The sequence below is a fragment of the Vibrio sp. CyArs1 genome, from assembly GCF_022432925.1.
GTDB lineage: Bacteria > Pseudomonadota > Gammaproteobacteria > Enterobacterales > Vibrionaceae > Vibrio > Vibrio mediterranei.
In genome coordinates, this window is sequence record NZ_JAKRBO010000004.1 from 241,098 (window position 1) to 267,727 (window position 26,630).

Sequence of the window (26,630 nt, forward strand, 5' to 3'; positions counted from 1 at the left end):
TTTCAGTGATTTGTATACGCACTTTGATTACACTAGGCTTAATCCAGTTATTTTTTAAATTGTACTCAGGCTTGCCTGAGTAGGGTTTTATTGTCCAAAGTCTGCTTTGGAAAAGAGGTTGTTAAAATGGAAAAGGTTCCAATGACTGTACGTGGCGAACAAAAGCTACGTGAAGATTTAGATCGTCTACTTAAGCTTCGCCCACAAATTTCTGAAGCTATCGCTGAAGCTCGTGAGCTAGGTGACCTAAAAGAAAATGCTGAGTACCATGCTGCGCGTGAAGAGCAAGGCATTTGTGAAGCTCAAATTCGTGATATTGAATATAAACTCTCTGTAGCTCAAGTTATTGATGTGACGAAGCTAGATAACTCCGGCAAGATCATCTTCGGCTCTACAGTGACTTTGATTGATATCGATACTGACGCTGAACAGACTTACCAAATTGTTGGTGATGACGAGGCTGATATTAAGTCGGGCCGTATTTCAGTGAGTTCCCCAATTGCACGTGGACTGATTGGCAAAATGGAAGGCGATGAAGTGACTATCGTGACTCCAGGCGGTCAAAAAGATTTTGAAATCGATAAAGTTGCTTATATTTAAGCTGATTTCGCAGAGAAAAAGTCGCCAAGGGCGGCTTTTTTTGTAGATGAGATACGAGTTCAGGATGTAAGAAAAATGAAAAGGCCGCTGTTGCGACCTTTTCCACTTTGAAACAAAATGTTTCAATCAAATCAAACGGTGAGCAAATTATTTGCGTGGCAGTTCGATTTTCTTTTGCTCTGACTGACGGTAAAGAACAAGCGTCTTACCGATAACCTGAACTTTTTCAGCTTTAGTTTCGCGCACAATAGCGTCGATAATCAGTAGCTTAGTTTCACGGTCTTCTGATGCCACTTTCACTTTAATCAGTTCGTGGTGGTCAAGAGCGATTTCTACTTCCGCTAGAACAGCCTCTGTTAGTCCATTCGCGCCTAGAAGCACGACAGGTTTAAGTGCGTGTGCTAGGCCTTTTAGGTGCTGCTTTTGTTTGGTGCTTAGGTTCATAACGCGGCCAAATTTATTTACTATTAGGGTTGAAAAGTCGTATTTTAACGCCATCTAATGACGAAGACTATACTTTATTCTGAGGGCGTGCCCTTATTGAGTTGGAATTTGAATGAGTAAGCAAAAACATTCGGCCAGTTCTGGTCGTTGGTTGAAAGAGCATTTTGATGACAAATATGCGAATGAAGCCAGAAGAAAAGGTTACCGCTCTCGTGCTATCTTTAAGATTGAAGAGATTCAAAATAAAGATAAGCTACTGAAACCTGGGATGACAGTGGTTGACTTAGGCGCTGCTCCCGGTGGCTGGTCTCAATACGCCGCAAAGGTTTTAGGTGATGAAGGGCAGGTAATTGCTTGTGATTTATTGCCGATGGATCCAATATCAGGTGTAAGCTTTCTTCAAGGGGACTTTCGAGAAGAAGCAGTTCTAAATGCACTACTCGAAAGAATCCAACCGGATATGGTCGACGTAGTAATGTCTGATATGGCTCCTAACATGGCAGGAAACTTATCTGTCGATCAGCCTAGAGCAATGTATCTTGTTGAACTAGCATTAGATATGTGTCATCAAACTTTAGCGCCTGGCGGCAGTTTCGTAGTGAAAGTGTTCCAAGGTGAAGGATTTGATGAGTACGTCAAACAGGTGCGCGATGCCTTCAAAGTAGTGAAGATTCGTAAACCAGACTCATCTAGAGCTCGCTCTCGTGAGGTGTTTATTGTAGCTAATGGTTTCAAAGGCTGAACATTAGTTTACAAAGACAAAATTAACAATGTAGCTACAGCCGAAAAACTGTAGTACCCTACCTTTAATTACAATTAGTTATCGAGAGGCTGACACCTTGAGTGACATGGCAAAGAATTTAATTTTGTGGTTAGTCATCGCCGTTGTGTTGATGTCTGTATTCCAAAGCTTTGGACCAGGCGAAAGCAACGGTCGAGCGGTAGATTACACCACGTTCGTACAGGAAGTTGGCAATGGCCAGATTCAAGAAGCTCAATTTAAAGACAGCGAGATAACCTTTACTCGCCGTGGCGGTGGCAGTCGCTTTGTGACTTACATGCCAGTTTATGATCAAAAGCTACTTGATGACCTAATTAACCAAAACGTAAAAGTTTCAGGGACACCACCAGAAGAACAAAGCCTGTTGGGCACTATCTTTATCTCATGGTTCCCAATGATTCTTCTTATTGGTGTTTGGATTTTCTTCATGCGTCAAATGCAAGGCGGCGGTGGTAAAGGTGCCATGTCGTTTGGTAAGAGCAAAGCTCGTATGATGAGTGAAGAGCAGATCAAAACCACGTTTGCTGATGTTGCAGGTTGTGATGAAGCAAAAGAAGACGTAAAAGAGCTGGTAGATTACCTACGTGATCCAAGCCGATTCCAGAAATTGGGCGGTAAGATCCCAACTGGTGTTCTAATGGTTGGTCCTCCAGGTACTGGTAAAACGTTGCTTGCTAAAGCTATTGCTGGTGAAGCAAAAGTACCGTTCTTCACTATCTCTGGTTCAGATTTCGTTGAAATGTTCGTTGGTGTGGGTGCATCTCGTGTACGTGACATGTTCGAGCAAGCGAAGAAAGCTGCACCTTGTATTATCTTCATCGATGAGATCGATGCGGTAGGTCGTCAGCGTGGCGCTGGTGTTGGTGGTGGTCACGATGAACGTGAACAAACATTGAACCAAATGCTAGTAGAAATGGATGGCTTTGAAGGTAACGAAGGTATCATCGTTATCGCAGCAACTAACCGTCCAGACGTACTTGACCCAGCACTACTTCGCCCTGGTCGTTTTGACCGTCAAGTTGTGGTTGGTCTACCAGATGTACGTGGTCGTGAGCAGATTCTTAAAGTTCATATGCGCAAAGTACCTCTAGCATCAGACGTAGAGCCATCTTTGATTGCACGTGGTACTCCGGGCTTCTCTGGTGCAGACCTTGCAAACCTAGTTAACGAAGCGGCACTATTTGCGGCGCGCGGTAACAAGCGCAATGTATCTATGGTCGAGTTCGAATTAGCGAAAGATAAGATCATGATGGGTGCAGAGCGCCGCTCTATGGTGCTTTCGGAAGAAACCAAAGAGTCGACGGCATACCACGAAGCGGGTCACGCGATCGTTGGTCGTTTGGTTCCTGAACACGATCCAGTGTATAAGGTTTCCATCATTCCACGTGGTCGAGCACTGGGTGTGACTATGTATCTGCCAGAGCAAGATCGTGTGAGTATGTCTCGCCAACACCTAGAGTCTATGATCTCAAGCCTATACGGCGGTCGTCTTGCTGAAGAGCTTATTTACGGTAAAGACAAGGTATCTACAGGTGCATCAAACGATATTGAACGCGCAACTGATATCGCTCGTAAAATGGTTACTCAATGGGGTTTCTCTGAGAAACTTGGGCCTCTTCTGTATGCAGAAGATGAAGGCGAAGTATTCTTGGGTCGCAGTGTAACTCAGACTAAACATATATCTGGTGAAACAGCGAAACTGATTGATGAAGAAGTTCGTTTGATCATCGACCGCAACTATGACCGTGCGAAGAGAATTCTTGAAGAGAACATGGACATCATGCACTCGATGAAAGATGCGCTTGTTAAGTACGAAACCATCGACGCGGGTCAAATCGATGACCTAATGGAACGTAAAGATGACATTCGTGAGCCAGCGGGTTGGGGTGACCAAGCTAAATCTCAGCAGGAAAGTGCTCCAGAGCCAAAAGCGGAAGCGAAACCGCAACAAGCTGAGCCTAAAGTAGAAGAGTCTGCACCAGCGGTTGACTCCGATGCTAAGGCTGAAAAAGTAGATTCTGAAACTACGAAGAAAGATTCAGAATAAGCAGTAATAAATAAGCCCCGAGTTTTGCTCGGGGCTTTTCTTGTTTATGGCAACTATGATTTTAAAAGCAAACAATAAATCCCTCCCTTTGGATCGCCCACATGTCATGGGTATCGTCAATGTTACCCCTGATTCGTTTTCTGATGGCGGTAAATTCAATTCTATCGATGCAGCTTTGACTCAGGTTGAATCTATGATTCAAGCCGGTGTATCGATCATTGATATCGGTGGCGAGTCAACACGTCCTGGTGCGCCAGATGTGACACTTGAGGAAGAATTATCACGCGTAATTCCGATTATCCAAGCGATTCGTGAACGCTACGATGTCTGGGTCTCAATCGATACCAGTAAAGCTGAAGTGATGCAAAAGGCAATTGAAGCGGGTGCGGATATCATCAATGACGTTCGAGCACTGCAAGAACCCGGAGCGCTTCAAGTTGCAGCTGATGCTGGCGTTCCTATTTGCTTAATGCATATGCAAGGTCAGCCTAGGACAATGCAAACGAATCCAACTTATAACGATTTACTTGGAGACGTCGCTGAGTTTCTAGAACAGCGCATCAAGGCTTGTGAGGAAGTGGGAATCAAAAAAGATCAATTGATTCTTGACCCTGGATTTGGTTTTGGTAAAACGCTAGAGCATAATTATCACCTTCTGGCTCACCTGGAGAAATTTCACCAGTTTGGTCTGCCAATACTGGCGGGCATGTCGAGAAAGTCGATGATCTTTAAATTACTTGATAAACCACCAGCAGACTGTCTTGCAGGGAGCTTAGCTTGCGCGACGCTTGCCGCAGCTAAAGGTGCGCAAATTATTCGTGTGCACGATGCAGAAGAAACCATCGAAGCGATGAAAATCGTCCAGATGATGCAATCAAATATATAAGAATAAAATTAGGGAAATACTATGTCACAACGACGTTATTTTGGTACTGATGGTATTCGTGGAAAGGTCGGTCAATTTCCGATCACTCCAGACTTTGTACTAAAACTCGGTTGGGCTGCCGGCCGAGTACTTGCTAAACAAGGCACTAAAAAGGTTATCATCGGTAAAGATACTCGTATCTCTGGTTACATGTTGGAGTCTGCCTTGGAAGCAGGTCTTTCTGCGGCGGGTCTAAAAGCTATTTTCACAGGCCCATTGCCAACGCCAGCCGTTGCATACCTTACTCAGACGTTTCGTGCCGAAGCTGGTATCGTGATTTCAGCGTCACACAACCCATATTACGACAACGGTATTAAGTTCTTCTCTTCGGAAGGCACGAAATTGCCGGACGCGATTGAACTGGCTATTGAAGAAGAGCTCGACAAAGATATTGAATGTGTTGAATCTGCTGAATTGGGTAAAGCAAGCCGTCTAAATGATGCCGCTGGCCGTTATATTGAGTTTTGTAAAAGTACTTTCCCACATGATCTGAGCCTAGCGGGATTAAAAATCGTTCTAGATTGTGCTCATGGTGCGACGTACAAAATTGCACCGTCTGTGTTTGCCGAATTAGGTGCTGATATCATTACGATGGGTGTTGAGCCAAATGGAACGAACATCAACCACGAAGTAGGTGCAACGGATGTACGTGCCTTACAAGCTCGAGTGGTAGCTGAAAAAGCAGATATTGGCCTAGCGTTTGATGGTGATGGTGACCGTATTATTAAGGTTGATCACCTAGGCAATAAAGTCGATGGCGACCAAATCGCTTATATTATTGCTCGCGATGCACTGCGCCGCGGTGAACTTAAAGGCGGTGTTGTTGGTACATTGATGACCAACTTAGGGATGGAAAACGGTCTTAAGCAGTTAGGAATTCCTTTTGTTCGCGCAGCAGTTGGTGACCGTTACGTAATGGAGCAACTGTTAGAGAAAGGTTGGCGTATTGGTGCTGAAAACTCTGGGCACGTTATTCTACTTGATAAAGTCACCACTGGTGATGCGATTGTTGCAGCACTGCAAGTACTGGCTTCTATCGTTGGTGCGAAAATGTCACTCAATGAACTAGCAAGTGGCATGACGCTTTATCCGCAAGTACTGATTAATGTTCGTTTTAGCGGTGATGCAAATCCATTGGAAGCGGATGCTGTTATTGCTGCGGTGAAGAAAGCAGAAGCAGATCTAGGTGATAAAGGTCGAGTACTTCTGCGTAAATCAGGTACTGAACCTCTGCTGCGAGTTATGGTTGAAGGTGAGGATGAAACTTTGGTTAACGACTCAGCTCAGTACATTGCCGATATTGTAAAAGAAAACTGCTAACCTTCGCAGGCTATCGTATTTAACAAGAACCAAAAATTGCTTTTGGTTCTTGTTTGTTTTCTATATGATTAACCGCTTCTTCTTTACGATAATTGAGCTTTCGCCTTTTTTTTGAGCGGTTAACGGCTCGGCGAAAGATTTTTGTCATTTTTCTCTTGTCAGTCAGTGCGGCATTCGCTAGTATTGCCACCGCCTTCTCTTAGGAGGTCATAGCCAGGTTTTCAATGCATGTAGCAATGAAAGCGGCGCTGGCTCAACAATTTGGAACATAGGTGGACAAATGATTCAAGTTCTACTTGTGATTTACCTGTTGGCTGCGCTTGGTGTTATTGGCCTAGTGTTAATTCAACAAGGTAAAGGCGCAGATATGGGAGCCTCATTCGGTGCTGGCGCGTCAAACACTGTGTTTGGTGCTAGTGGCTCAGGGAATTTCCTAACCCGAATGACTGCAATTTTTGCAATCGTATTTTTTGTTATCAGCTTAGTACTTGGCAACATGTACACTCACAAAGGTGAGTCTCAATGGGTTGACCCTTCTCAAGGTCAAGTTGTTGAACAGCAAGTTGATGCAGCGAGTGATGTTCCTGCTAAAAGCAGTGATGAAATCCCTCAATAAGTTAATTGCTATTTATTAGACGATTAACTTAAATGCCGAGATGGTGAAATTGGTAGACACGCTAGCATGAGGTGCTAGTGCCTTTGGTGTGAGGGTTCGAGTCCCTCTCTCGGCACCATTATTTATAAACTTGTAATACAGTTTGGTGAGCGTATAATGCTCAGCAAGTCGGACGCGGGGTGGAGCAGCTTGGTAGCTCGTCGGGCTCATAACCCGAAGGTCGTCGGTTCAAATCCGGCCCCCGCAACCAATACTTTCTAAGTGTTGATGGATTGCAAGTTTAGCAGTGTGAAAAAATCACTGCACACTAAGAAAACACTGACTACTATGTGTAGAGTGTTACTTTTTCTTAGTGATCAGGGTCCAGCAACAAACAACCCCGACTTTCGGGGTTTTTTGTTATTTGAGCTTTTTGAAACGCTCGAATAAATGCTTGGAATTTAAATTGGGCTATATGCCCTTTTTTTGTTTCTGGAGTGGTTAAATGACTGGTTTAGAAAGACAACTTACAGAATTGCTCGAAGCGCCTGTTGAGGCGCTTGGCTACGAGCTTGTTGGTTTAGAGTTCATCCGTGCTGGTGAGCATTCTACCCTTCGTATCTATATCGACCATGAAGATGGTATTACTGTTGATGCTTGCGCAGAAGTAAGTCATCAAGTAAGTGCAGTAATGGATGTTGAAGACCCAATTACGGTGGCTTATAACCTAGAGGTGTCTTCACCAGGCTTAGAAAGACCACTTTTCAAAGCAGCACACTACGAACAATTTATTGGTCACGAGGTCAGCATCGTTCTGAAAATGGCTGTGGGTAACCGTCGTAAGTGGAAAGGTACAATCCAATCTATTGAAGGCGAGACTGTCACAATCATTGTTGACGGCAACGAAGAAGAAATGGCACTGAGTAACATTTCTAAAGCTAACCTGATCCCTAAATTTTAGGTCCCTAATAATAAAAGCTTAGAGGCTAGATAAATGAGTAAAGAAATTTTAGCGGTAGTAGAAGCAGTTTCTAACGAGAAAGCTGTTCCTCGTGAGCGTATTTTTGAAGCGCTAGAAATTGCGCTAGCAACATCAACGAAAAAGAAACACGAAATCGAAATTGATGTACGCGTAGCTATCGATCGTAAAACGGGCGAATTCGAAACATTCCGTCGTTGGATGGCAGTAGAAGAAGTTGAGTTCCCAACAAAAGAAATCTCAATTGAAGCAGCTCAATTCGATGATGAATCTATTCAGGTTGGTGACTTTGTAGAAGAAGAAATCGATTCTGTAACGTTTGACCGTATTACGACTCAAACTGCTAAACAAGTTATCGTGCAAAAAGTACGTGAAGCTGAGCGAGCACAAATCGTTGAGCAGTTCATTGATAACGAAGGCGATCTAGTGACAGGTGTGGTTAAGAAAGTTAACCGTGACACTATTATCCTAGACCTTGGTAACAACGCTGAAGCGGTTATTTTGCGTGATGATCAATTACCTCGTGAAAACTTCCGTCCGGGGGACCGTGTACGTGGTCTTCTATACAAAGTTGCACCAGAAGCTCGCGGTTTCCAACTATTCATTACTCGTTCTAAGCCTGAAATGCTTGCAGAGCTATTCCGTGTTGAAGTGCCGGAAATTGCAGAAGAGCTAATTGAACTTAAGGGCGCAGCTCGCGATCCTGGTTCTCGCGCTAAGATCGCCGTGAAAACTAACGACCGTCGTATTGACCCTGTGGGTGCGTGTGTTGGTATGCGTGGCGCGCGTGTTCAAGCTGTTTCTGGTGAACTTGGCGGTGAGCGTATCGATATCGTGCTTTGGGACGATAACCCAGCACAGTTTGTTATTAATGCAATGGCTCCAGCGGATGTTGCTTCTATCATCGTTGATGAAGACGCGCACTCTATGGATATCGCTGTTGAAGCAGACAACCTAGCACAAGCTATCGGTCGTAGCGGTCAAAACGTACGTCTAGCGTCTCAACTAACGGGTTGGGAACTGAACGTAATGACGGTTGCAGACCTACAGAAGAAACACCAAGAAGAAGCTATCGCTTCTATCGAAAACTTTATGAAGCACCTCGACATCGAGCAAGACTTTGCAGAAATGCTGGTTGAAGAAGGCTTCTCAACACTAGAAGAAGTGGCATATGTGCCAGTGAATGAGCTTCTAGAAATCGACGGCTTAAACGAAGAGCTTGTAGAAGAACTTCGTAGCCGTGCAAAAGATGCCCTAACTACACTTGCGCTTGCTCAAGAAGAGTCATTTGAAGGTGTTGAACCAGCAGAAGACCTACTAGCACTAGAAGGTCTTGAGCGTGAAATGGCATTTAAACTAGCTGCCAAAGGTGTAGCTACGCTTGAAGATCTTGCAGACCAAGGTGTAGACGAGTTAGAGGGTATTGAAGGGCTAACAGAAGAGCGCGCAGGCGAGCTAATCATGGCTGCACGTAACATCTGTTGGTTCGGCGACGAAGAATAATAATCAGCAAGGAGGTAGTTGCATGACAAAACTTACGGTTAAAGCACTTAGCGAAGAAATTGGTACGCCAGTGGACCGCCTAATTGAACAACTTGCTGATGCTGGTCTTAACAAATCAGAGAGCGATCAGGTGAATGATGAGGAGAAGCAAACGCTTCTTACTCACCTGAAAAAAGAACATGGTGATACATCGGGCGATGCTGAGCCTACACGTCTTACACTACAACGTAAGACTCGTAGCACGTTATCTGTTTCTGCAGGTGGCGGTAAAAGCAAAGATGTACAGGTAGAAGTGCGTAAGAAGCGCACTTATGTAAAACGCAGTGCGATCGACGAGCAAGCAAAACGTGAAGCTGAGGAAGCAGCAAATCGTGAGGCGGAAGAGCGTGCACAACGTGAAGCCGAAGAGCTAGCCAAACGTGAAGCTGCAGAAAAAGCACAGCGCGAAGCTGAAGAGAAAGCGAAGCGAGAAGCCGAAGAAAAACGTTTAGCTGAGGAAAAAGCAAAACGTGAAGCGGATGAGAAACGCAATGCAGAATCAACAGCAGAAAAGCGCGACGAAGCGGAAAAGGCTAAGAAACAAATGAACGCAAAGAATGCTGAAGCGAAGAAAGAAGCGGACGAGCTGAAGCGCCGTCAAGAAGAAGAGGCGCAACGCAAGGCAGAAGCTGAAGCGGCTCGTCTAGCAGAAGAAGCTCGTAAACTAGCTGAAGAAAATGCAGCTCGTTGGTCTGAGGAAGAGAAGAAGTCAAAAGACAGCGAAAAAGCTGACTATCACACAACGACTTCAACTTACGCTCGTGAAGCGGAAGACGCTCAAGACCGCAGCGAAGAGAAAGCACCTCGTCGTCGTAAGAAGAAATCTGCACAAGAGCGTGATGATTCACGTGGTGGTCGCGGTGGTCGTAACCAACGTGGCAAGAAAGGTAAGTTGGCTAAACCAACTTCTATGCAGCACGGCTTCGATAAGACAGCAACCGTTGCTAAGCAAGACGTTGTAATTGGTGAGACAATCGTGGTTTCTGAGCTAGCTCAGAAGATGTCAGTTAAAGGCACTGAAGTCATCAAAGTGATGATGAAGATGGGTGCAATGGCGACAATCAACCAAGTGATTGACCAAGAGACAGCTCAACTTGTTGCTGAAGAAATGGGTCACAAAGTTGTTCTTCGTAAAGAGAACGAACTGGAAGAAGCAGTACTGTCTGATCGTGACGCAACGTCTGAAGCCGTATCTCGTGCTCCAGTTGTTACTATCATGGGTCACGTTGACCACGGTAAGACGTCAACACTGGACTACATTCGTCGTACACACGTTGCTTCTGGCGAAGCGGGTGGTATTACCCAGCACATCGGTGCATACCACGTTGAAACTGAAAACGGTATGATCACTTTCCTTGATACTCCGGGACACGCAGCGTTTACTGCAATGCGTGCTCGTGGTGCTCAAGCGACAGATATCGTTGTTCTTGTTGTTGCAGCGGACGATGGCGTAATGCCACAAACGGTTGAAGCTATCCAGCACGCGAAAGCGGCAGGCGTACCTCTAATCGTTGCTGTGAACAAGATCGATAAAGAAGATGCGAACCCAGATAACGTTAAGAACGAACTGGCACAGTACGATGTTATCCCTGAAGAGTGGGGCGGTGAGAACATGTTCGTTCACATCTCTGCGAAACAAGGTACTAACATTGACGGTCTTCTAGAAGCAATCCTGCTTCAATCTGAAGTACTAGAACTAACTGCTGTTGCTGATGGCATGGCATCGGGTGTGGTTGTTGAATCATTCCTAGATAAAGGCCGTGGTCCAGTTGCTACTGTACTTGTTCAATCAGGTACTCTACGCAAAGGCGATATCGTACTATGTGGTCAAGAATACGGCCGTGTACGTGCAATGCGTGATGAACTAGGTAAAGAAGTCACAGAAGCGGGTCCGTCTATTCCTGTGGAAATCCTAGGTCTGTCTGGCGTACCTTCATCAGGTGACGAAGCGACTGTAGTACGTGATGAACGTAAAGCTCGTGAGGTAGCAAACTACCGTCAAGGTAAATTCCGTGATGTGAAACTTGCTCGCCAGCAAAAAGCGAAACTAGAAAACATGTTCTCGAACATGACTGCTGGTGACGTTGCTGAGCTGAACGTAGTACTAAAAGCTGACGTACAAGGTTCTGTAGAAGCTATCGCTGACTCGCTAGTGAAACTGTCTACTGACGAAGTGAAAGTAAACATCGTAGGTTCTGGTGTTGGTGGTATTACAGAGACTGATGCGGTACTTGCAGCAGCATCTAACGCTATCATCCTAGGCTTCAACGTACGTGCTGACGCATCTGCTCGTCGTGCAGTTGAAACAGAAAACCTAGACCTTCGTTACTACTCAATCATCTACCAATTGATTGATGAAGTGAAACAAGCAATGGGCGGTATGCTTGCTCCTGAGTTCAAGCAAGAAATCATCGGCCTTGCAGAAGTACGTGACGTATTTAAGTCTCCAAAACTTGGCGCAATCGCTGGTTGTATGGTGACAGAAGGTACTATCAAACGTAACAACCCAATCCGCGTACTGCGTGATAACGTTGTAATCTACGAAGGTGAGCTAGAATCTCTACGCCGCTTCAAAGATGACGTTCAAGAAGTTAAGAACGGTTACGAATGTGGTATCGGCGTTAAGAACTACAACGATGTTCGCGTTGGCGACCAAATCGAAGTATTCGAAATCGTTGAAATCAAACGTACTCTAGACTAATTGACAAAATCGTTACTCAGTTTTTAACTTGAGTATTGATGGTTGTTGAATACGCCATGGGGGGCTGGTTAATACCATCCCCCCATTCTTTCTATAGTGAGAAAAGAAATGTCAAAAGAATTTAGCCGCACACAACGTGTTGCGCAGCAACTACAAAAAGAGCTTGCTCTTATTCTTCAACGCGAAGTTCGTGACTCTCGCCTAGGTATGGTGACGATTTCAGACGTAGAAGTCTCTCGTGACCTCGCATACGCGAAAGTATTCGTTACTTTCCTATGTGTTGGTGAACAGACTCCAGAATCGAGCCTAGCAGCCCTTCGTGAACACGAAGCTCACATTCGCATGATGCTAGGTAAGCGCATTCGCCTACGCCTAACACCGGAAGTACGCTTCCACTATGACAACACGCTTGTCGAAGGTATGCGTATGTCTAACCTAGTGAGTGAAGTGGTTAACGAAGATAAGCGTAAGCAAGACGAAGCAGGTCGCAGCGAAGAAAACGGTGCAGAGGGAGAAGAGCAGTAATGGCTAGACGTCGCAAGGGACGTCCAGTCAACGGCGTTATCCTTCTAGATAAACCTACCGGAATCTCATCGAATGATGCTCTACAAAAAGTAAAGCGCATCTACTTCGCTGAGAAAGCAGGGCACACTGGTGCACTTGACCCATTAGCAACTGGCATGTTGCCAATTTGCTTGGGCGAAGCAACTAAGTTTTCTCAATTCTTGTTAGATTCAGACAAGCGCTACCGTGTTATCGCTAAACTTGGTGAGCGTACCAATACCTCTGACTCTGATGGTGAAGTGGTAGAAACTCGCGATATCAATGTAACACCTGAGCTTCTTGATGAGTGCATAGACAAGTTCCGTGGTGAATCTGATCAAGTGCCGTCAATGTTCTCTGCACTGAAATACCAAGGTAAGCCACTATATGAGTACGCTCGTCAAGGTATCGAAGTTCCTCGTGAAGCGCGCAAAATTACCGTGTATGAAATTGTCCTACATCGCTTTGAAGGTGATGAAGTAGAGATGGAAGTACATTGCTCGAAAGGCACTTACATCCGCACTATCGTCGATGACCTCGGTGAAATGTTAGGCTGTGGTGCGCACGTAACTATGCTACGTCGTACTGCTGTTGCTAAGTATCCTTATGAGAACATGGTGACCCTAGAGCAGCTTAACGAGTTATTTGAGCAGGCAAAGCGAGAAGAGCGTCAGCCGCGCGAGTTGCTTGATCCACTGCTAATGCCAATGGACAGCGCAGTACAAGATCTTCAAGAAGTGAATGTATCACCTGAGCTTGGTGACTTGCTTCAGCATGGTCAGCCGGTGCAGGTTTCAGGCTTACCAGTCGATGCACCAGTACGCATGACCATGGGGGAAGAGCGTTTATTCATCGGCGTTGGCGCTATGAATGACGATGCTAAGCTTGCACCCAAGCGACTCGTTGTTTTCCGTGAGGAAGAAAGTGCTCAATAGAGCCACGAATACTCCTTGCTCTAGCTAGAATTATTCCCTATAATTCGCGCTTCGCGTAGCGGCTGAATCAGAGATTGGCTGCTACAACTTTTAAACTTACTCTTATTAGGAGAGAATTATGTCTCTGAATGCAGAAACTAAAGCAGCAATCGTTGCGGAATACGCACAAGGCGAAGGTGACACTGGTTCACCAGAAGTTCAAGTAGCTCTACTTACAGCTTCTATCAACCACCTACAAGGTCACTTCAAAGCACACAAAGGCGATCACCACAGCCGTCGTGGTCTTCTACGTATGGTTTCTCGTCGTCGTAAGCTTCTAGATTACCTAAAAGGTAAAAACCTAGCTCGCTACCAAGACCTAATCAAACGTCTAGGCCTACGTCGCTAATCAGCGTCTGCATAGAAAGTTTGTTAAAAGGGGCTATATGCCCCTTTTTTGTTAGCTAAATTTCTTAGTTAATAGCAAAACTTCCACTAAGTAGTTTATACTACGTCCCGTCTAAACTGAGTTGTGAAGAGCAAGCACGTTTAGTCACAATTTGTTCAGTACATTACAGTCCATTTAGTCGACCTCAGGGTCGCGACTATTCCAAGCACACTTACTTTTTTCAAGTGAAGTTTGTTTGAACTAGTCGCGATTTGTAATGCATTGAGCGCACAATCAATTATCTGGAATGATTCCAGAAAAAAGGAAATACAATGTTCGAAAAACCAGTTGTTAAGTCGTTCCAATACGGCAACCACACTGTGACGCTAGAAACTGGCGTTATCGCACGTCAAGCTACTGCAGCTGTAATGGTAACAATGGACGATACGTCAGTATTCGTTTCTGTTGTTGGTAAGAAAGAAGCAGTAGAAGGTCAAGACTTCTTCCCGCTAACAGTAAACTACCAAGAGCGTACTTACGCTGCAGGTAAAATCCCTGGTGGTTTCTTCAAACGTGAAGGTCGTCCTTCTGAAGGCGAAACACTGACTGCACGTCTAATCGACCGTCCAATTCGTCCTCTTTTCCCAGACGCATTCAAAAACGAAGTTCAGGTAATCGCGACAGTAATGTCTGTAAACCCGAACGTTCAGCCAGACATGGTAACAATGATCGGTACTTCAGCTGCTCTTGCTATCTCTGGTATTCCGTTCAACGGTCCTATCGGTGCAGCACGTGTTGGTCATATTGACGGTCAACTTGTACTGAACCCAAGCAACACTGAGCTAGAAAACTCTAAACTAGACCTAGTAGTTGCTGGTACTGAAGGCGCTGTTCTTATGGTTGAGTCTGAAGCAGACAACCTAACAGAAGAAGAGATGCTATCAGCAGTGGTTTACGGCCACGACCAACAGCAAGTTGTTATCAAAGCAATCAACGAATTTGCAGCTGAAGTTGCTACTCCAGCTTGGGATTGGGTTGCTCCAGAAGAGAATACTGCTCTTAACAACCGCATCGCTGAGCTAGCAGAAGCTAAGCTTGTTGAAGCGTACCAAATCACTGAGAAGATGGCTCGTTACGATCGCATTCACGCGATTGCAGCAGAAGTTAACGAGGTTCTTCTTGCTGAAGATCCAGAAGCGAACACTAAAGAAATCCACACTATCTTCCACGATCTAGAGAAGACAGTAGTACGTCGCAGCATCATCGCGGGTAACCCACGTATTGATGGCCGTGAAAAAGACATGGTTCGTGCACTAGATGTACGCACTGGCGTTCTTCCACGTACTCATGGTTCTTCACTGTTCACTCGTGGTGAAACGCAGGCAATCGTAACTGCGACTCTTGGTACGCAGCGTGATGCTCAAATCATCGATGAGCTAACAGGTGAGCGTAAAGATCACTTCCTACTACACTACAACTTCCCTCCATACTGTGTTGGCGAAACTGGTTTTGTAGGTTCTCCAAAGCGTCGTGAAATCGGTCACGGTAAATTGGCTAAGCGCGGTATCGCAGCAGTAATGCCTTCTGTTGAAGAATTCCCATACACAGTACGTGTTGTATCGGAAATCACTGAATCTAACGGTTCATCTTCAATGGCATCTGTATGTGGTACGTCTCTAGCGCTTATGGATGCTGGTGTTCCAATCAAGTCTTCTGTTGCGGGTATCGCAATGGGTCTTGTTAAAGAAGGCGACGATTTCGTTGTTCTTTCTGACATCCTTGGTGACGAAGACCACCTAGGTGACATGGACTTTAAAGTAGCAGGTACTAACACTGGTATCACTGCACTTCAGATGGACATTAAGATCGAAGGTATCACTAAAGAGATCATGCAAATTGCTCTTAACCAAGCGCAAGGTGCACGTAAGCACATCCTTTCTGTAATGGATGAAGCTATCTCTGGTGCTCGTGAAGAGATCTCTGAGTTCGCTCCACGTATCCACACAATGAAGATCAGCGCAGACAAGATCAAAGACGTTATCGGTAAAGGTGGCGCGGTTATCCGTCAGCTAACTGAAGAAACTGGTACGACTATCGAGATCGAAGATGATGGTACTATCAAGATCGCTGCAACTGACGGTGACCAAGCGAAAGATGCGATCGCTCGTATCGAAGCTATCACTGCAGAAGTTGAAGTGGGTAAGATCTACACGGGTAAAGTTGCTCGTCTAGCAGACTTCGGTGCATTCGTAACGGTTCTTCCTGGCAAAGATGGTCTAGTACACATCTCTCAAATCGCTCATGAGCGTGTTGAGAAAGTGACTGACTACCTGAAAGAAGGTCAAGAAGTTCAAGTTAAAGTACTTGAAATTGACCGCCAAGGTCGTGTACGCCTAAGCATGAAAGAAGCAATGGAAAAGCCTGAAGCGAAAGCTCCAGCAGCGGATGAAAATTCAGCGTCTGACGCAGAATAATTCGCTTTTCTAGACCATTACGTTAAAAAGCGTGCTATAAAGAGGGGGCAATAGCCCCCTTTTTTAATGCGCGAAGGATAATTCCCGCTACTACGCATTACGCTGTGCAACTATAACGATACTTTAAATGTTGCCAATAATAGCGACGTCATAGTGGGTACAAGGAGAATGATATAGTGAAGTTGTTTCGAATCTTAGGATTAAGCTTAGTGGTGGCAGTGACTGGTTGTGCTACCAACTCGTCAACACAAGATGAACAATGGTTGAACCCACCAATGGCTGTGCCATTACAGGCAAATGTTCAATACGAAGTTCAAGTCGCCCGATTGACACAGCTTCTGCAGCGCAGTGACCTTGAGAATGACGTCAGAGCAAAAATGCACTTCGAGCGAGGCTCTTATTACAACAGCCTCGGATTACGTGACTTGGCTCAGTTAGACTTCAATCAGTCATTACAACTTAACCCTGCGCAACCTGTCGTTTTTAACCAAGTCGGACAGTACTTCACCCAAATTGGCGATTTTGACTCTGCGTATGAAGCCTTCGATTCTAGTTTAGAGCTTGACCCTTCAAACTCTTATGCACTAAGAAACCGTTCTATTGCGCTTTACTATGGTGATCGTATCCCATTAGCGATTGAGGGCATGACGCGTTATTACCAAGAGAACCCTGCCGATCCGTATCGTGCACTTTGGCTCTACATCATTTCTCGTGAGGCAGGTCCACTGGATGCCGCTATTGCACTAGAGAAGCGCTACCAAGCACGTAATAATGATTGGGGCTGGATCCTGGTTGCGTTGATGTTGGATAAAGTCTCTGAAGAACAGGCGTTTAAAGCGATTCTTGCTAGCAGCCGAGACAATAACGTGTTAGCGGAAAGACTCACTGAAGTCTACTTCTACTTGGCAAAACGTCATCAAATAGATGGCAATTATCCAGCAGCTGTCTCTCTATATAAACTGGCCATCGCCCAGAATGTCTACGATTATGCCGAGCATAAGTACGCATTTCTTGAGTTAACTAAAATCTTTGAAATTGTGAGAGCACAACAAGCAGAGCAGGCTAAGCAAGAAGCTAAGCAAGCAGCAGAGAGCACCACCGACTCACAGTAATGTGAACTTTTCACAATCATCGCTAAAAAAACACCAGCCTAGCGCTGGTGTTTTTTTATCCGTTGACTCTAGTTCTAATTTAGCTAAACTAGTTAGCTATGCTAATTAATAGTTAATATGAATGGCTATAGAAACTAATTTAGAGAAGATGGAGCGGCTGACGTCGAAAGTATGGCGTAGCTACAGCAAAGAAGACCCACTAGGGCACCTGAGCTTCAATGAATACGATTATTTAAAAGCAATACAATCTTCAGCAGAGCCGATTCGATTAACCGATCTGGCAAAAGAATTAGAGGTGTCCAAACCCTCAGCAACCAATATGGTAAAAAGACTTGAGCGTAAAGGTTTGGTGAAGCGATTATCGTGTACCGAAGACGCGCGTTCAAAGCGAGTGACCTTGACGGAGAAATCACGATTACCGCTAATGTCGGAAGCTGAGATATACAGTGTGGTAGCGGAAAAACTGCGGGCACATTTAGACGAGCAGGAGTTCGCCTTGCTTGACACGTTATTGACCAAAGCACTGAGATAAAAATTTAAGGATTTAGTTAGCCAAGATAACTAACTATTTGGATGATATGACTGAGAAATCAATCTATAAACAATTCTGGCGCTATGCCATTCCGACCGTTGCGGCTATGTTGGTTAATGGTCTTTACCAAGTGGTCGATGGCATCTTTATTGGACAATATATGGGAGGGGATGGCCTAGCCGGCATTAACCTCGCGTGGCCAATTATCGGTACGATTCTTGGTCTAGGTATGATGGTCGGCGTGGGCACTGGTGCGCTGGCCTCGATTAAACAAGGCGAAGGTAAGCTTACAGATGCTAAGAATGCTCTGGCTACTGGATTAATTGCGCTTGTGGCCTTAAGCCCTGTTATCGCTGTGATTTTATGGCAATACTCAGATGTATTTCTAAGCATTCAAGGTGCTAAAGGGCGAGTACATGACTTGGCTATGCAGTACTTGGACATCTTGATTATTGGTGGTGTGTTTACGCTGGGCTCGATAGCAGTGCCATTTTTGCTACGTAATGATGATAGTCCTAACACCGCTACTATGTTGATGGTGCTAGGGGCCATTATTAATATTGCCTTAGACTATTGGTTTATCGCGGTTCTTGATTGGGAGTTGCGTGGTGCCGCGTTAGCGACAGCGATTGCTCAAGCGGTAGTGACACTGCTAGGTTTTGCCTACTTCTTCTCAGGTAGAGCTAAGATGCGCTTATCGTTAGCCGATCTTAAGTTCCAATTTAGTATGCTGCCATCAATCATATCTATTGGTTTGGCGAGTTTCTTTATGTATGCCTATGGCTCGTTTATGGTCGCGCTACACAATGGATTGTTTGCTGATTATGGTTCGGTAACCTTAGTGGGAGCCTATGCAATATTGGGTTATATCGTCGCGTTTTACTATCTTGTGGCTGAGGGACTGGCGAATGCTATGCAGCCATTACTGAGCTATAACTATGGTGCGAGAAGACAAGATAATATGCGCAAGCTATTTAACATTGCGACTTTGAGTGCGGTATTAGGTGGCGCCATTTTTGTCACTGTGTTAAACCTGTTCCCATATCAAACGGTATCAATCTTTAACTCGAGTGAGCCGCTGTTGATTGAGCATACCGTAAATGGGATTCGCCTCCACTTATTCTCAATGTTCTTAGATGGCTTTATCGTGGTGGCTGCTGCGTACTATCAAGCGATCAGTCATAGTCGCAAAGCGTTGTTCGTGACGCTGGGTAATATGTTGGTTCAGTTGCCATTCTTGTACATTATGCCCAAGCTATGGGGAGTGGATGGTATTTGGGTAGCATACCCACTTTCTAACATCGCGATCAGCTTGGTAGTCGGTGTGATGATATGGCGTGACATTAGTAAGCTTGATAGAACGGCTTTAAAGCCGATCACGGCATAAAAAAAGACCTCGCGTATCAGCGAGGTCTTTTCATTTAAAGTCGGGACTAAATCTGCTTGATATCGAGCCCAGCGATTTGATGCCAGTAGCCGTTACATTGTCTATCCAATATTTTGGCCGGTTGTGTGCCATCTTCGTTCGCTTTAAAGCGATCAACTTCAGCGAAGGTGTCCAACCCTAGCGGGCTAAGCCTAACCACATCTACCAAACCTTGCATAGATTTCAGGTCATTGATCAGGTTGTATTGGTAACCAGATTGAGTCTGAATACCATTGAGATTAAAGACTGACTGACCTTCTTGGCTCTCCACTTGAAGACCCGTTGGATACTTAATACAGCAAGTTTCGCAATCGTCTTTTGCTCGGTTCTCTGCACGAGCAGTAAAGCAGCGTGCGGAATAAGCTAGCGGTAGATAACCGTGACTAAAGACCTCTACCTCAAATTGATCGCGGATACCAATATTGTCGGCTTGCTCTAGAGCGTTGCTTAACCACTCACGCGATAACTCAACAGGCATACACCAGCGAATCATGCCTTGTTTGGCAAATAGCTTCAGTGTGTGGGCATTGTAGGTATTAACGGCAGGACCAACAACAAATGGAACTTTGTGTTCACTTGCTAGTTGAATCGCTGAGACATCATTGGCTTCGATCGCAAAGTCACCATTATCGATGTACTTTTTCATGATGTTAACTTCGCTTGGTGCTTCTAGCAGTGCCATTGTTGACAGAACTACCTGCTTGCCTGCTAGATTTAGCTCCTTAGCGATATCTAACCAGTGTGCTGGTTTCATCTCTCTGCGTTTTGAGCACACGGTTTCTCCAAGATACACGATATCTGCGGAGCTCGATTTAGCTTGCTCATAGAAACTTTCAACGTCTTGTTTTGGCCAAAAGTACAGTAATGGGCCTAATGCGTATTTCATAAGTTGCTCCTTACTGCCATTTTCTATGGTAGGCACCCAATGTGGTTTGGGTTCCTTCAGAGACATTTGCCAAGGCTTGATCCCAGGTTGGTTTCACTTGATAGTTCTCAGGGTTACGTTGATACGCATCGATGGCTTCACGCCAAGTTCGAGTGACTTGTTCAACGTAAGCTGGACTGCGCTGACGTCCTTCAATTTTCACTGATGCGACATTAGCGGCGAACAGTTCAGGAAGCATAGACAAAGTGTTCAAACTGGTTGGCTCTTCAAGTGCATGGTAGCGCTTACGCTCTCCTTCTATTTCGGCTTCAAAGCGGCCTTTGCAGAGTGTCGGATAGCCTGCATTTTCGCCCTGAGCGTAACGGTCAATAAGAATGTCATTTAGACGAGACTCTAACCCTTGCTCTGTTTCTTGCCAGCGCACGTATTTCGCTGGAGAACACGCACCAACCGTATTAGGTGACTCACCGGTCAAGTAGGACGACAAATAGCAGCGCCCTTCAGACATAATACAAAGACTGCCGAACGCGAATACTTCAAGCTCGACATCAGAGGTAATGTTTCTAGACAGTTGTTTTACCTGATGAATAGACAGCACTCGAGGTAATACAACGCGCTTTACATTAAAGTTTTTATGGTAGAAGTCTACAGCAGCCACATTGGTTGCTGAGGCTTGTACTGAGAGGTGTAACTCTAGCTCTGGATACTTATTGGCAGCGTAATCCAATACAGCAATATCGGCGACAATCAATGCATCGACACCAAGATCGGCAGCTTGGTCGACTGCATTAGTCCAGCGCTCAAAGCCATTAGGGTGTGCGAAGGTATTCAACGCGATATGTAGCTTTTTATTGCGATCGTGAACATATTGAGCCGCACGCTCCAGTTTCTTTCCCGTAAAGTTCAGACCAGCGAAATGACGCGCGTTGGTATCATCTTTGAAACCGATGTAAACCGCATCTGCACCGCAATCAATTGCAGTTTTTAGAGCAGGTAAATTCCCTGCTGGGCATAAGAGTTCCATATGCTCATTACCATATTTCTGACAGTAGCCCGCATTTTATGAACAATTATGAACAGCGAATTTGATGTAAGGCAGGTTTACCTTAATAAACACGTAATTAACACCAAAGAGGTAACGTTAATATTGTCAATTTCGATGACGACGGCTTTGCGCAAATAGTGCTTCGACTTCGTGCTTAGGCTGTGGTCGGTGGAAGTGGAAGCCTTGAATGGAGTTACAATTAAGATTGGAGAGTAGTGTTGCTTGGTGGCGTGTCTCCACACCTTCGGCGACCACAGAGAGATTGAGTGATTTACCGAGGTTGATGATGTTTTCGATAACGGTGAGCTGTTTTGGTAGTGTATCGATATCCATGATAAAGGCACGGTCGATTTTTAGTTCATCTATTGGAAAGTGCGCTAAGTAGGATAGCGAAGAGTATCCTGTACCGAAGTCGTCAATAGACAACGCAAAGCCGAGTTTCTTAATGGCATCGAGCATTTGCAATGTGTGTTCACTGTTGCTCATTACCGCACTTTCAGTGAGCTCGAACGTGATACAGCTCGGATCCAGTCCTGTGCTGCGTAATAAGCGCTCCATATAATCGATAAGCTTAGGGTTGCCAAATTGTTCTGGAGACAAGTTGATCGCCACGCGACCTGGTAAGATACCTTGTAGTTTCCAGCGTTTGACGGTATTGAACACATCACGCATGACCACGCGGCCAAGGCTTTCGATCAGTCCTGCTTGTTCTGCCACTGGGATGAACGAAGCCGGGCTTATATACCCTTCGACGGGGTGCTTCCATCGAACTAGCGCTTCTGCACCGTTGATACTAAAGTCACGGGCATTGACCTTGGGTTGATACCATACTTCCAAGCCATTTTGCTGTAGCGCTTTTTGCAGTTCTATTTCCAACCAAAGGCGCATCCGCGCTTCTTTGTTCATTTGGTCATTGAACTTAACGAGACGGTTCCTACCTCTGGCTTTGGCTTCATACATGGCCGTATCGGCATTTTGCAGCAGGATACGTGCATCATTTCCATCGTTTGGGTAATGAACACTGCCAATGGAGCAAGCAAGGCGTTTGCTGAAGTGGTGTAAATCGAAAGGTTGGTTGATGAGACCAATGATTTTCTCAGCCAACATTTCTACCGTGCTGTTGCTTTCCGGCTCTGGGAGAATAATCCCAAACTCATCACCGCCTAAATGGGCCAGGACCGATTGTTGAGGAAGATGACGCTTCAGTCTAGAAGATACCTCCTGAATCACTCGGTCGCCAATGTGGTGCCCTAAAGAGTCATTGATGTTCTTAAAGTTATCAATGTCGAGGTACAGCATGACGAGCGGAGTTTTATCTTGAATAAAATGATCCAAGCAACGGGTGAAACCTAGTCGGTTGTACAGCTTCGTCAGAGTATCAATGTTGACGTCTTCATTGCTGTTTTGAGCCACTGGGTTTGGCTTTTCGTCCATATCTTGAATTAGGACTAAGTGAGCGCTATTGCCAAACAGATTAGCGTCATCGACATGCAGTGACAGTCGGCGCTGCGTTCCGCAGTACTCACTGGTCAAAAAGTGCAGTGGTGTGCCGTTAACTATATTGGCTAAATCGAGTTGCACACGATTGTTATTTTTCTCGTTACTTAGTAAGCGATTTAATGACTCACCTAGTAAATCGGTACTTTTTGCGTAACCAAATAGACGTGCAGACGCAGGGTTGGCCGATAAAATACAATCGTCTTCAACCAGAATTAATCCATCTGGGATAAGCTGAGAAAGTTTGAGGAATTTGCTTTCTGATTCTTCGAGAGAGCGGGTTAGGATCTGTTTTTCGGATGTGTCTATGGCATGGAATACGATGTATTCGATGACGCCGTCATTGAGAATTGGCGACACACTGAAATGCAGGCTGGATTCGACATCTGACTCATCGAGTGTCACTTCCGCCTCAATCGACTCGCCTTGTAGCGCTCGATCGTAATAGGGTTTTAACTGGTTATAAAAACGCTCACCTAGTATTTGCAAGTCATTCATGCCAACTAAGTCGCTGTGTGTTAACCCTGCCACATCACAATAACGGTCGTTGACCATACAGTAATGATGTTCGTCATCCAAAATAGCAAAAAAGAAGGGGCTATTGGATGTTAACTTAGCAAAGTATTCCTTTAACATTTTGGATGACATCAATGTACTACCAGTTCTCCGGAGAGCTTATATATCAGTAACCCCAACACTATAACTGTGATTTATCAGTTAGAAAAGGGCAAAGGCGAAAGCAAAAAATTTTTGATGCACAACAGGATTTTTTTTGTACTAATGCCGTATTATTAGCCTTCTGAACTACAAATTAACGGAAAAACCGCGTGTTAGACAAGATTCGAAGTCAACTAGTTAAAAACGCAGCACAAATTTTGCGATCTCCAGTCCACTTTCTGCCAACTAAAATCCAGAATAGAGCTTTGCTTGAAGGACTAAAAACCGTTTTTAAAGAAGCACTTGAGGACGGTGACTTTGAATTTCTCGAAGAAAAATGGTTAAAAGTTCATATTCGTGATCTAAACCTCAGTTGGTATATTTCTTACAGCGATGAACAGCTGGTGGTTTCTGAAACTGTCGAGCAGGAAGATGTCAGTTTTAGCGGTAATTTAAATGACTTAGTGTTGATTGCGGGTCGTAAAGAAGACCCAGATACTTTATTCTTCCAACGCCGCTTGAGTATTGAAGGTGATACCGAGTTAGGCCTAGAAGTGAAGAACTTGATGGATAGCGTTGATCTTGACGCATTACCGAAACCAATGCTTTCAGCATTGACTCATTTAGCGGATTTTGTTCAGAAAGGCATGCAGCCTGCAACAAATCCTAACGAGGTAGCGAATGCTTATTCGAACTGAAGCGCCGGCCGATATACTTGCCATTGACCGATTACTCAAATCGGTATTTGATACGGATGCAGAAGCCAATTTAGTAATGGCACTGAGAGAAAATGGTCGTCTAACGTTATCTTTGGTAGCGTGCTCTGATGAAGGTGAAGTCATTGGGCATCTGTTGTTTACACCTGTCACTATCGATGGCGACGACTTATCATGGCAAGGTTTAGCACCTTTAGCGGTTGCCAAGGAACACCAGGGTCAAGGAGTAGCATCTGCACTCGTTGAAGAGGCATTCACCACTTTACCTGAGTTCGGTTATCCCGCTTGTGTGGTGCTTGGAGACCCAAGCTATTACGGACGATTCCAGTTTTCTGCTGCAGCTGACTATGATCTTCATTGTCAGTGGGAAGTACCAGAAGGTGCATTCCAAGTTCGTTCATTGACGGAAGATTCGGTGGCCGAACAGCTTGCGGGCCGTAAAGGGTTGGTGGATTACTGCCCTGAGTTTAACGGTCTGTAATAGCGTTCAAAGTGAAATATCAAGCCTAGCGCTGTGTCATCACCGCTAGGCTTTGCTTTATCCGCACGTTGATATCTTGGTAATCAAATAGAGCTCTGCTAAACTGCGCGTCATTATGACGGCGAATTACTTGGCGCAAATCAATCATGCAAGACAGCATAAAACTACAGTTAATGGGCGTTCAAACATGGGAACTAACTCACCCTGAGCGTATTCCTGTGCGTAGTAGCCCTTCGTTGTCACTTCGGCCTGACTGTCGACTCTTGTTTGTTTCATCAGTAAAGCCGCAAGGCGATAATGTGCTGTTCTATCAGAAGATCCTTAAAGCGATGAAGTTGGATCTTAGTGAGACGTTACATATTGTTCCAGAACAATTACTTAGTCTTGATGGTCAACATATACCAGAATGGATATGGTTTGCTGGAGAAGAACAGGCAAATGAGCGCTTTGCTCAATTAACGCAACAGTATCAATTCACCTCGTCCCCGAGAAAACTCGTTTCTCCGCAACTGTCTAACATTGATGGTAATGATATGGAAAGACGTGCACTTTGGAATCAAATCCGCAGCTATGGCTAATCTTACCTTTGCAATCATGGATACTGAGCACTTAGATGCCATCTTATCCATAGAAAATATGGCACACTCCCATCCATGGAAAGCCTCTATGATTACCGAATTGAATGGGCGCGGAGCTTTCAATTATGTACTATTGGCTGACGAACGCGTTGTTGGCTACTTTTATGCACAGAACATTGTAGGTGAAGTTTCGTTGCTTAATATTGCGGTCTCACCGAGCGAGCAAGGCAAAGGCTACGGTAGGGCATTGCTGAATCACTTTTTAGAACAGTGTGAATCTCGTGAAGCAGAAAGTGCTTGGCTAGAGGTTCGAGAAAGTAACCAAGCCGCAGTTTCTTTGTATCTTGATGAAGGGTTTAATGAAGTTGACAGACGTCGTGATTATTACCCATCAGACCAAGGTCGAGAAGACGCCGTTATCATGAGTTATTATTTTTTATTCTCAAGTTAATTCTGCTGTCTATTTCTAAATCACGAGGGTAGTGACCTATCCGCATGGACCTCTATAAAGCAAGGTAATCTAGTCGTTCTGTAAATAGGTTACATTACCCGTAGTTACTTCGATAAAAAATCGATTTCCTCATACTTCCTATTAGTTATTGATAACAATAGGAATAGAATATGAAACACTTCTCTGTACTTTCTGCTGCCTTATTGAGTGTTACTAGCGCTCAAGTAATGGCAGATGAGGCACAAGTGAATGATCCTGCCGATGTAACCCGTCCCCAAACTTATCTTAAAGTTGATTCTGGCGCCAAAGGTAAAGATGGTATGACTCGCCTACAGTTAAACATGGCGGGCTCATACAGCGAAGATATTGGCTATTTAGGTCAGTTCGAAACAGACTTTCAAACTAATCTGGATGCGCAGCCAGGCAAATCTAAAGACTTTGGTTTGTCGCGTATTCGAGCTCGTTATTTTCAAGTGCACGCAACGGGCTTAGAGGTACTCCCAGAAATAGGTTTCTCATTGGACTACATCAGCTATGGCTCTAACTGGGTAGCTAAGAACTCAGGCACAGAGCAAACTGCTGCTATAGGTGCCGTGGCTAAAGTGATTACGCCATTTGAAAATTGGGTCTCTTATCCAAATTTGGCTGTAATGAAGAATGAGTACAACAATGGTCGCTCAGAAAATGGCTGGCAAGCGAATTGGTTTAACTCTTTCTATCTAACTGAAAAAGGGTCTTACATCACAGTAAACCCACAGTACGCTAACTATAACAATTCTATCGGTAAGAACGAACAATCTCTTGAATTGAACTTTGAAGGTGGTATTCCACTTACCAATGACGGCAGCATCTGGGGTAACGTGACCTATTCTGAACACTTCTTTAAAGCGGCAGGTGAATCGCGTATGAAACACTTAGACGGTAACCGAGAAGTTCGCATTGGTGCGACTTGGTTCTTCTAATCTCATCGCTTTACTCAGTTTAAGGCACGGAAGC

At 44.9% G+C, this 26,630-nt stretch carries 25 protein-coding genes and 2 tRNA genes; 23 read left to right on the plus strand and 4 right to left on the minus strand.

Translation table 11 applies throughout. The features are described 5' to 3' along the window. Positions 1-126: 126 nt before the first annotated feature. Positions 127-600 carry a transcription elongation factor GreA gene (gene greA / locus MMA19_RS14395; RefSeq protein WP_006075365.1) on the plus strand — a complete coding sequence of 158 codons (474 nt, stop codon included), beginning with the start codon at positions 127-129 and terminating at the stop codon, positions 598-600. Positions 601-747: 147 nt separating this feature from the next. Here greA and yhbY read toward each other — a convergent pair whose 3' ends face one another. Continuing rightward, positions 748-1,044: a ribosome assembly RNA-binding protein YhbY gene (gene yhbY / locus MMA19_RS14400; protein ID WP_038225582.1), complete on the minus strand. Its 297-nt coding sequence runs from the start codon at positions 1,042-1,044 to the stop codon at positions 748-750. A gap of 112 nt (positions 1,045-1,156) precedes the next feature. Between yhbY and rlmE the strand changes: the two genes are divergently transcribed. The 17 genes from rlmE (at position 1,157) to MMA19_RS14485 (ending at position 19,284) form a co-directional block, all read left to right on the plus strand. After that, the gene (rlmE, locus tag MMA19_RS14405) at positions 1,157-1,786 is read left to right on the plus strand and encodes a 23S rRNA (uridine(2552)-2'-O)-methyltransferase RlmE (protein WP_038225504.1); all 630 of its coding nucleotides are present in this window, start codon (positions 1,157-1,159) and stop codon (positions 1,784-1,786) included. Between the two features lie 106 nt (positions 1,787-1,892). After that, positions 1,893-3,872: an ATP-dependent zinc metalloprotease FtsH gene (gene ftsH / locus MMA19_RS14410; RefSeq protein WP_124940659.1), complete on the plus strand. Its 1,980-nt coding sequence runs from the start codon at positions 1,893-1,895 to the stop codon at positions 3,870-3,872. Between the two features lie 55 nt (positions 3,873-3,927). Next, positions 3,928-4,758 (plus strand): dihydropteroate synthase, encoded by an 831-nt coding sequence (gene folP, locus MMA19_RS14415; protein ID WP_240206581.1) that lies wholly within the window; start codon positions 3,928-3,930, stop codon positions 4,756-4,758. Positions 4,759-4,779: 21 nt separating this feature from the next. After that, the gene (gene glmM, locus MMA19_RS14420; RefSeq protein WP_240206516.1) at positions 4,780-6,117 is read left to right on the plus strand and encodes a phosphoglucosamine mutase; all 1,338 of its coding nucleotides are present in this window, start codon (positions 4,780-4,782) and stop codon (positions 6,115-6,117) included. A gap of 280 nt (positions 6,118-6,397) precedes the next feature. Next, positions 6,398-6,733: a preprotein translocase subunit SecG gene (gene secG, locus MMA19_RS14425; protein WP_006075643.1), complete on the plus strand. Its 336-nt coding sequence runs from the start codon at positions 6,398-6,400 to the stop codon at positions 6,731-6,733. 34 nt (positions 6,734-6,767) lie between these two features. Then, positions 6,768-6,851 (plus strand) — tRNA-Leu (locus MMA19_RS14430). A gap of 55 nt (positions 6,852-6,906) precedes the next feature. Continuing rightward, positions 6,907-6,983, plus strand: a tRNA-Met gene (locus MMA19_RS14435). Positions 6,984-7,217: 234 nt separating this feature from the next. Beyond that, positions 7,218-7,673, plus strand: a complete 456-nt coding sequence (rimP, locus tag MMA19_RS14440) for a ribosome maturation factor RimP (RefSeq protein WP_006072042.1) — start codon at positions 7,218-7,220, stop codon at positions 7,671-7,673. Between the two features lie 33 nt (positions 7,674-7,706). Then, positions 7,707-9,194, plus strand: coding sequence for a transcription termination factor NusA (gene nusA / locus MMA19_RS14445; protein WP_006072040.1), 1,488 nt, complete (start codon positions 7,707-7,709; stop codon positions 9,192-9,194). Positions 9,195-9,216: 22 nt separating this feature from the next. After that, a complete protein-coding gene (gene infB, locus MMA19_RS14450; protein ID WP_240206517.1) occupies positions 9,217-11,934 on the plus strand; it encodes a translation initiation factor IF-2 in 2,718 nt (905 codons plus the stop codon). 108 nt (positions 11,935-12,042) lie between these two features. Continuing rightward, a complete protein-coding gene (gene rbfA / locus MMA19_RS14455; RefSeq protein WP_006072035.1) occupies positions 12,043-12,459 on the plus strand; it encodes a 30S ribosome-binding factor RbfA in 417 nt (138 codons plus the stop codon). After that, positions 12,459-13,412 (plus strand): tRNA pseudouridine(55) synthase TruB, encoded by a 954-nt coding sequence (truB, locus tag MMA19_RS14460; RefSeq protein ID WP_038225493.1) that lies wholly within the window; start codon positions 12,459-12,461, stop codon positions 13,410-13,412. The genes rbfA and truB overlap by 1 nt, the downstream gene beginning before the upstream one ends. Positions 13,413-13,530: 118 nt before the next feature. Beyond that, the gene (gene rpsO / locus MMA19_RS14465) at positions 13,531-13,800 is read left to right on the plus strand and encodes a 30S ribosomal protein S15 (protein WP_005380094.1); all 270 of its coding nucleotides are present in this window, start codon (positions 13,531-13,533) and stop codon (positions 13,798-13,800) included. Positions 13,801-14,111: 311 nt separating this feature from the next. After that, a complete protein-coding gene (gene pnp / locus MMA19_RS14470) occupies positions 14,112-16,253 on the plus strand; it encodes a polyribonucleotide nucleotidyltransferase (protein ID WP_006072022.1) in 2,142 nt (713 codons plus the stop codon). 176 nt (positions 16,254-16,429) lie between these two features. Further along, complete coding sequence (gene nlpI, locus MMA19_RS14475; RefSeq protein WP_031494135.1) at positions 16,430-17,365, plus strand: lipoprotein NlpI; 936 nt, start codon at positions 16,430-16,432, stop codon at positions 17,363-17,365. A 121-nt stretch (positions 17,366-17,486) separates the two neighbouring features. Continuing rightward, positions 17,487-17,897, plus strand: coding sequence for a MarR family transcriptional regulator (locus MMA19_RS14480; RefSeq protein WP_240206518.1), 411 nt, complete (start codon positions 17,487-17,489; stop codon positions 17,895-17,897). A gap of 46 nt (positions 17,898-17,943) precedes the next feature. Further along, positions 17,944-19,284: an MATE family efflux transporter gene (locus tag MMA19_RS14485; protein ID WP_006072018.1), complete on the plus strand. Its 1,341-nt coding sequence runs from the start codon at positions 17,944-17,946 to the stop codon at positions 19,282-19,284. 46 nt (positions 19,285-19,330) lie between these two features. Here MMA19_RS14485 and MMA19_RS14490 read toward each other — a convergent pair whose 3' ends face one another. From MMA19_RS14490 to MMA19_RS14500, 3 genes are all read right to left on the minus strand, one after another. After that, positions 19,331-20,209: a U32 family peptidase gene (locus MMA19_RS14490; RefSeq protein ID WP_031494832.1), complete on the minus strand. Its 879-nt coding sequence runs from the start codon at positions 20,207-20,209 to the stop codon at positions 19,331-19,333. Positions 20,210-20,219: 10 nt separating this feature from the next. Continuing rightward, positions 20,220-21,233 carry a peptidase U32 family protein gene (locus MMA19_RS14495; RefSeq protein WP_038225488.1) on the minus strand — a complete coding sequence of 338 codons (1,014 nt, stop codon included), beginning with the start codon at positions 21,231-21,233 and terminating at the stop codon, positions 20,220-20,222. 126 nt (positions 21,234-21,359) lie between these two features. Next, positions 21,360-23,399 (minus strand): EAL domain-containing protein, encoded by a 2,040-nt coding sequence (locus tag MMA19_RS14500; RefSeq protein WP_240206519.1) that lies wholly within the window; start codon positions 23,397-23,399, stop codon positions 21,360-21,362. Between the two features lie 179 nt (positions 23,400-23,578). Between MMA19_RS14500 and MMA19_RS14505 the strand changes: the two genes are divergently transcribed. From MMA19_RS14505 to MMA19_RS14525, 5 genes are all read left to right on the plus strand, one after another. Next, entirely contained in the window at positions 23,579-24,106 is a 528-nt protein-coding gene (locus MMA19_RS14505; RefSeq protein ID WP_006072010.1) for an SCP2 domain-containing protein, read from the plus strand. Further along, the gene (locus MMA19_RS14510) at positions 24,090-24,605 is read left to right on the plus strand and encodes an N-acetyltransferase (RefSeq protein ID WP_006072009.1); all 516 of its coding nucleotides are present in this window, start codon (positions 24,090-24,092) and stop codon (positions 24,603-24,605) included. Before MMA19_RS14505 ends, MMA19_RS14510 begins: the two co-directional genes overlap by 17 nt. A 146-nt stretch (positions 24,606-24,751) precedes the next feature. After that, positions 24,752-25,183, plus strand: coding sequence for a DNA polymerase III subunit psi (locus MMA19_RS14515; RefSeq protein WP_006072007.1), 432 nt, complete (start codon positions 24,752-24,754; stop codon positions 25,181-25,183). A gap of 16 nt (positions 25,184-25,199) precedes the next feature. Beyond that, positions 25,200-25,634 carry a ribosomal protein S18-alanine N-acetyltransferase gene (rimI, locus tag MMA19_RS14520; protein ID WP_110165292.1) on the plus strand — a complete coding sequence of 145 codons (435 nt, stop codon included), beginning with the start codon at positions 25,200-25,202 and terminating at the stop codon, positions 25,632-25,634. A 170-nt stretch (positions 25,635-25,804) separates the two neighbouring features. Then, positions 25,805-26,596, plus strand: coding sequence for a hypothetical protein (locus tag MMA19_RS14525; RefSeq protein WP_240206520.1), 792 nt, complete (start codon positions 25,805-25,807; stop codon positions 26,594-26,596). Positions 26,597-26,630 lie beyond the last annotated feature (34 nt).

Coding starts and splice junctions, on each gene's coding strand:
- greA (WP_006075365.1), top strand. CDS start 127: ATGGAAAAGGTTCCAATGACTGTACGTGGCGAACAAAAGCTACGTGAA.
- yhbY (WP_038225582.1), bottom strand. CDS start 1,044: ATGAACCTAAGCACCAAACAAAAGCAGCACCTAAAAGGCCTAGCACAC.
- rlmE (WP_038225504.1), top strand. CDS start 1,157: ATGAGTAAGCAAAAACATTCGGCCAGTTCTGGTCGTTGGTTGAAAGAG.
- ftsH (WP_124940659.1), top strand. CDS start 1,893: ATGGCAAAGAATTTAATTTTGTGGTTAGTCATCGCCGTTGTGTTGATG.
- folP (WP_240206581.1), top strand. CDS start 3,928: ATGATTTTAAAAGCAAACAATAAATCCCTCCCTTTGGATCGCCCACAT.
- glmM (WP_240206516.1), top strand. CDS start 4,780: ATGTCACAACGACGTTATTTTGGTACTGATGGTATTCGTGGAAAGGTC.
- secG (WP_006075643.1), top strand. CDS start 6,398: ATGATTCAAGTTCTACTTGTGATTTACCTGTTGGCTGCGCTTGGTGTT.
- rimP (WP_006072042.1), top strand. CDS start 7,218: ATGACTGGTTTAGAAAGACAACTTACAGAATTGCTCGAAGCGCCTGTT.
- nusA (WP_006072040.1), top strand. CDS start 7,707: ATGAGTAAAGAAATTTTAGCGGTAGTAGAAGCAGTTTCTAACGAGAAA.
- infB (WP_240206517.1), top strand. CDS start 9,217: ATGACAAAACTTACGGTTAAAGCACTTAGCGAAGAAATTGGTACGCCA.
- rbfA (WP_006072035.1), top strand. CDS start 12,043: ATGTCAAAAGAATTTAGCCGCACACAACGTGTTGCGCAGCAACTACAA.
- truB (WP_038225493.1), top strand. CDS start 12,459: ATGGCTAGACGTCGCAAGGGACGTCCAGTCAACGGCGTTATCCTTCTA.
- rpsO (WP_005380094.1), top strand. CDS start 13,531: ATGTCTCTGAATGCAGAAACTAAAGCAGCAATCGTTGCGGAATACGCA.
- pnp (WP_006072022.1), top strand. CDS start 14,112: ATGTTCGAAAAACCAGTTGTTAAGTCGTTCCAATACGGCAACCACACT.
- MMA19_RS14480 (WP_240206518.1), top strand. CDS start 17,487: ATGGCTATAGAAACTAATTTAGAGAAGATGGAGCGGCTGACGTCGAAA.
- MMA19_RS14485 (WP_006072018.1), top strand. CDS start 17,944: ATGACTGAGAAATCAATCTATAAACAATTCTGGCGCTATGCCATTCCG.
- MMA19_RS14490 (WP_031494832.1), bottom strand. CDS start 20,209: ATGAAATACGCATTAGGCCCATTACTGTACTTTTGGCCAAAACAAGAC.
- MMA19_RS14495 (WP_038225488.1), bottom strand. CDS start 21,233: ATGGAACTCTTATGCCCAGCAGGGAATTTACCTGCTCTAAAAACTGCA.
- MMA19_RS14500 (WP_240206519.1), bottom strand. CDS start 23,399: ATGTCATCCAAAATGTTAAAGGAATACTTTGCTAAGTTAACATCCAAT.
- MMA19_RS14510 (WP_006072009.1), top strand. CDS start 24,090: ATGCTTATTCGAACTGAAGCGCCGGCCGATATACTTGCCATTGACCGA.
- MMA19_RS14515 (WP_006072007.1), top strand. CDS start 24,752: ATGCAAGACAGCATAAAACTACAGTTAATGGGCGTTCAAACATGGGAA.
- rimI (WP_110165292.1), top strand. CDS start 25,200: ATGGATACTGAGCACTTAGATGCCATCTTATCCATAGAAAATATGGCA.
- MMA19_RS14525 (WP_240206520.1), top strand. CDS start 25,805: ATGAAACACTTCTCTGTACTTTCTGCTGCCTTATTGAGTGTTACTAGC.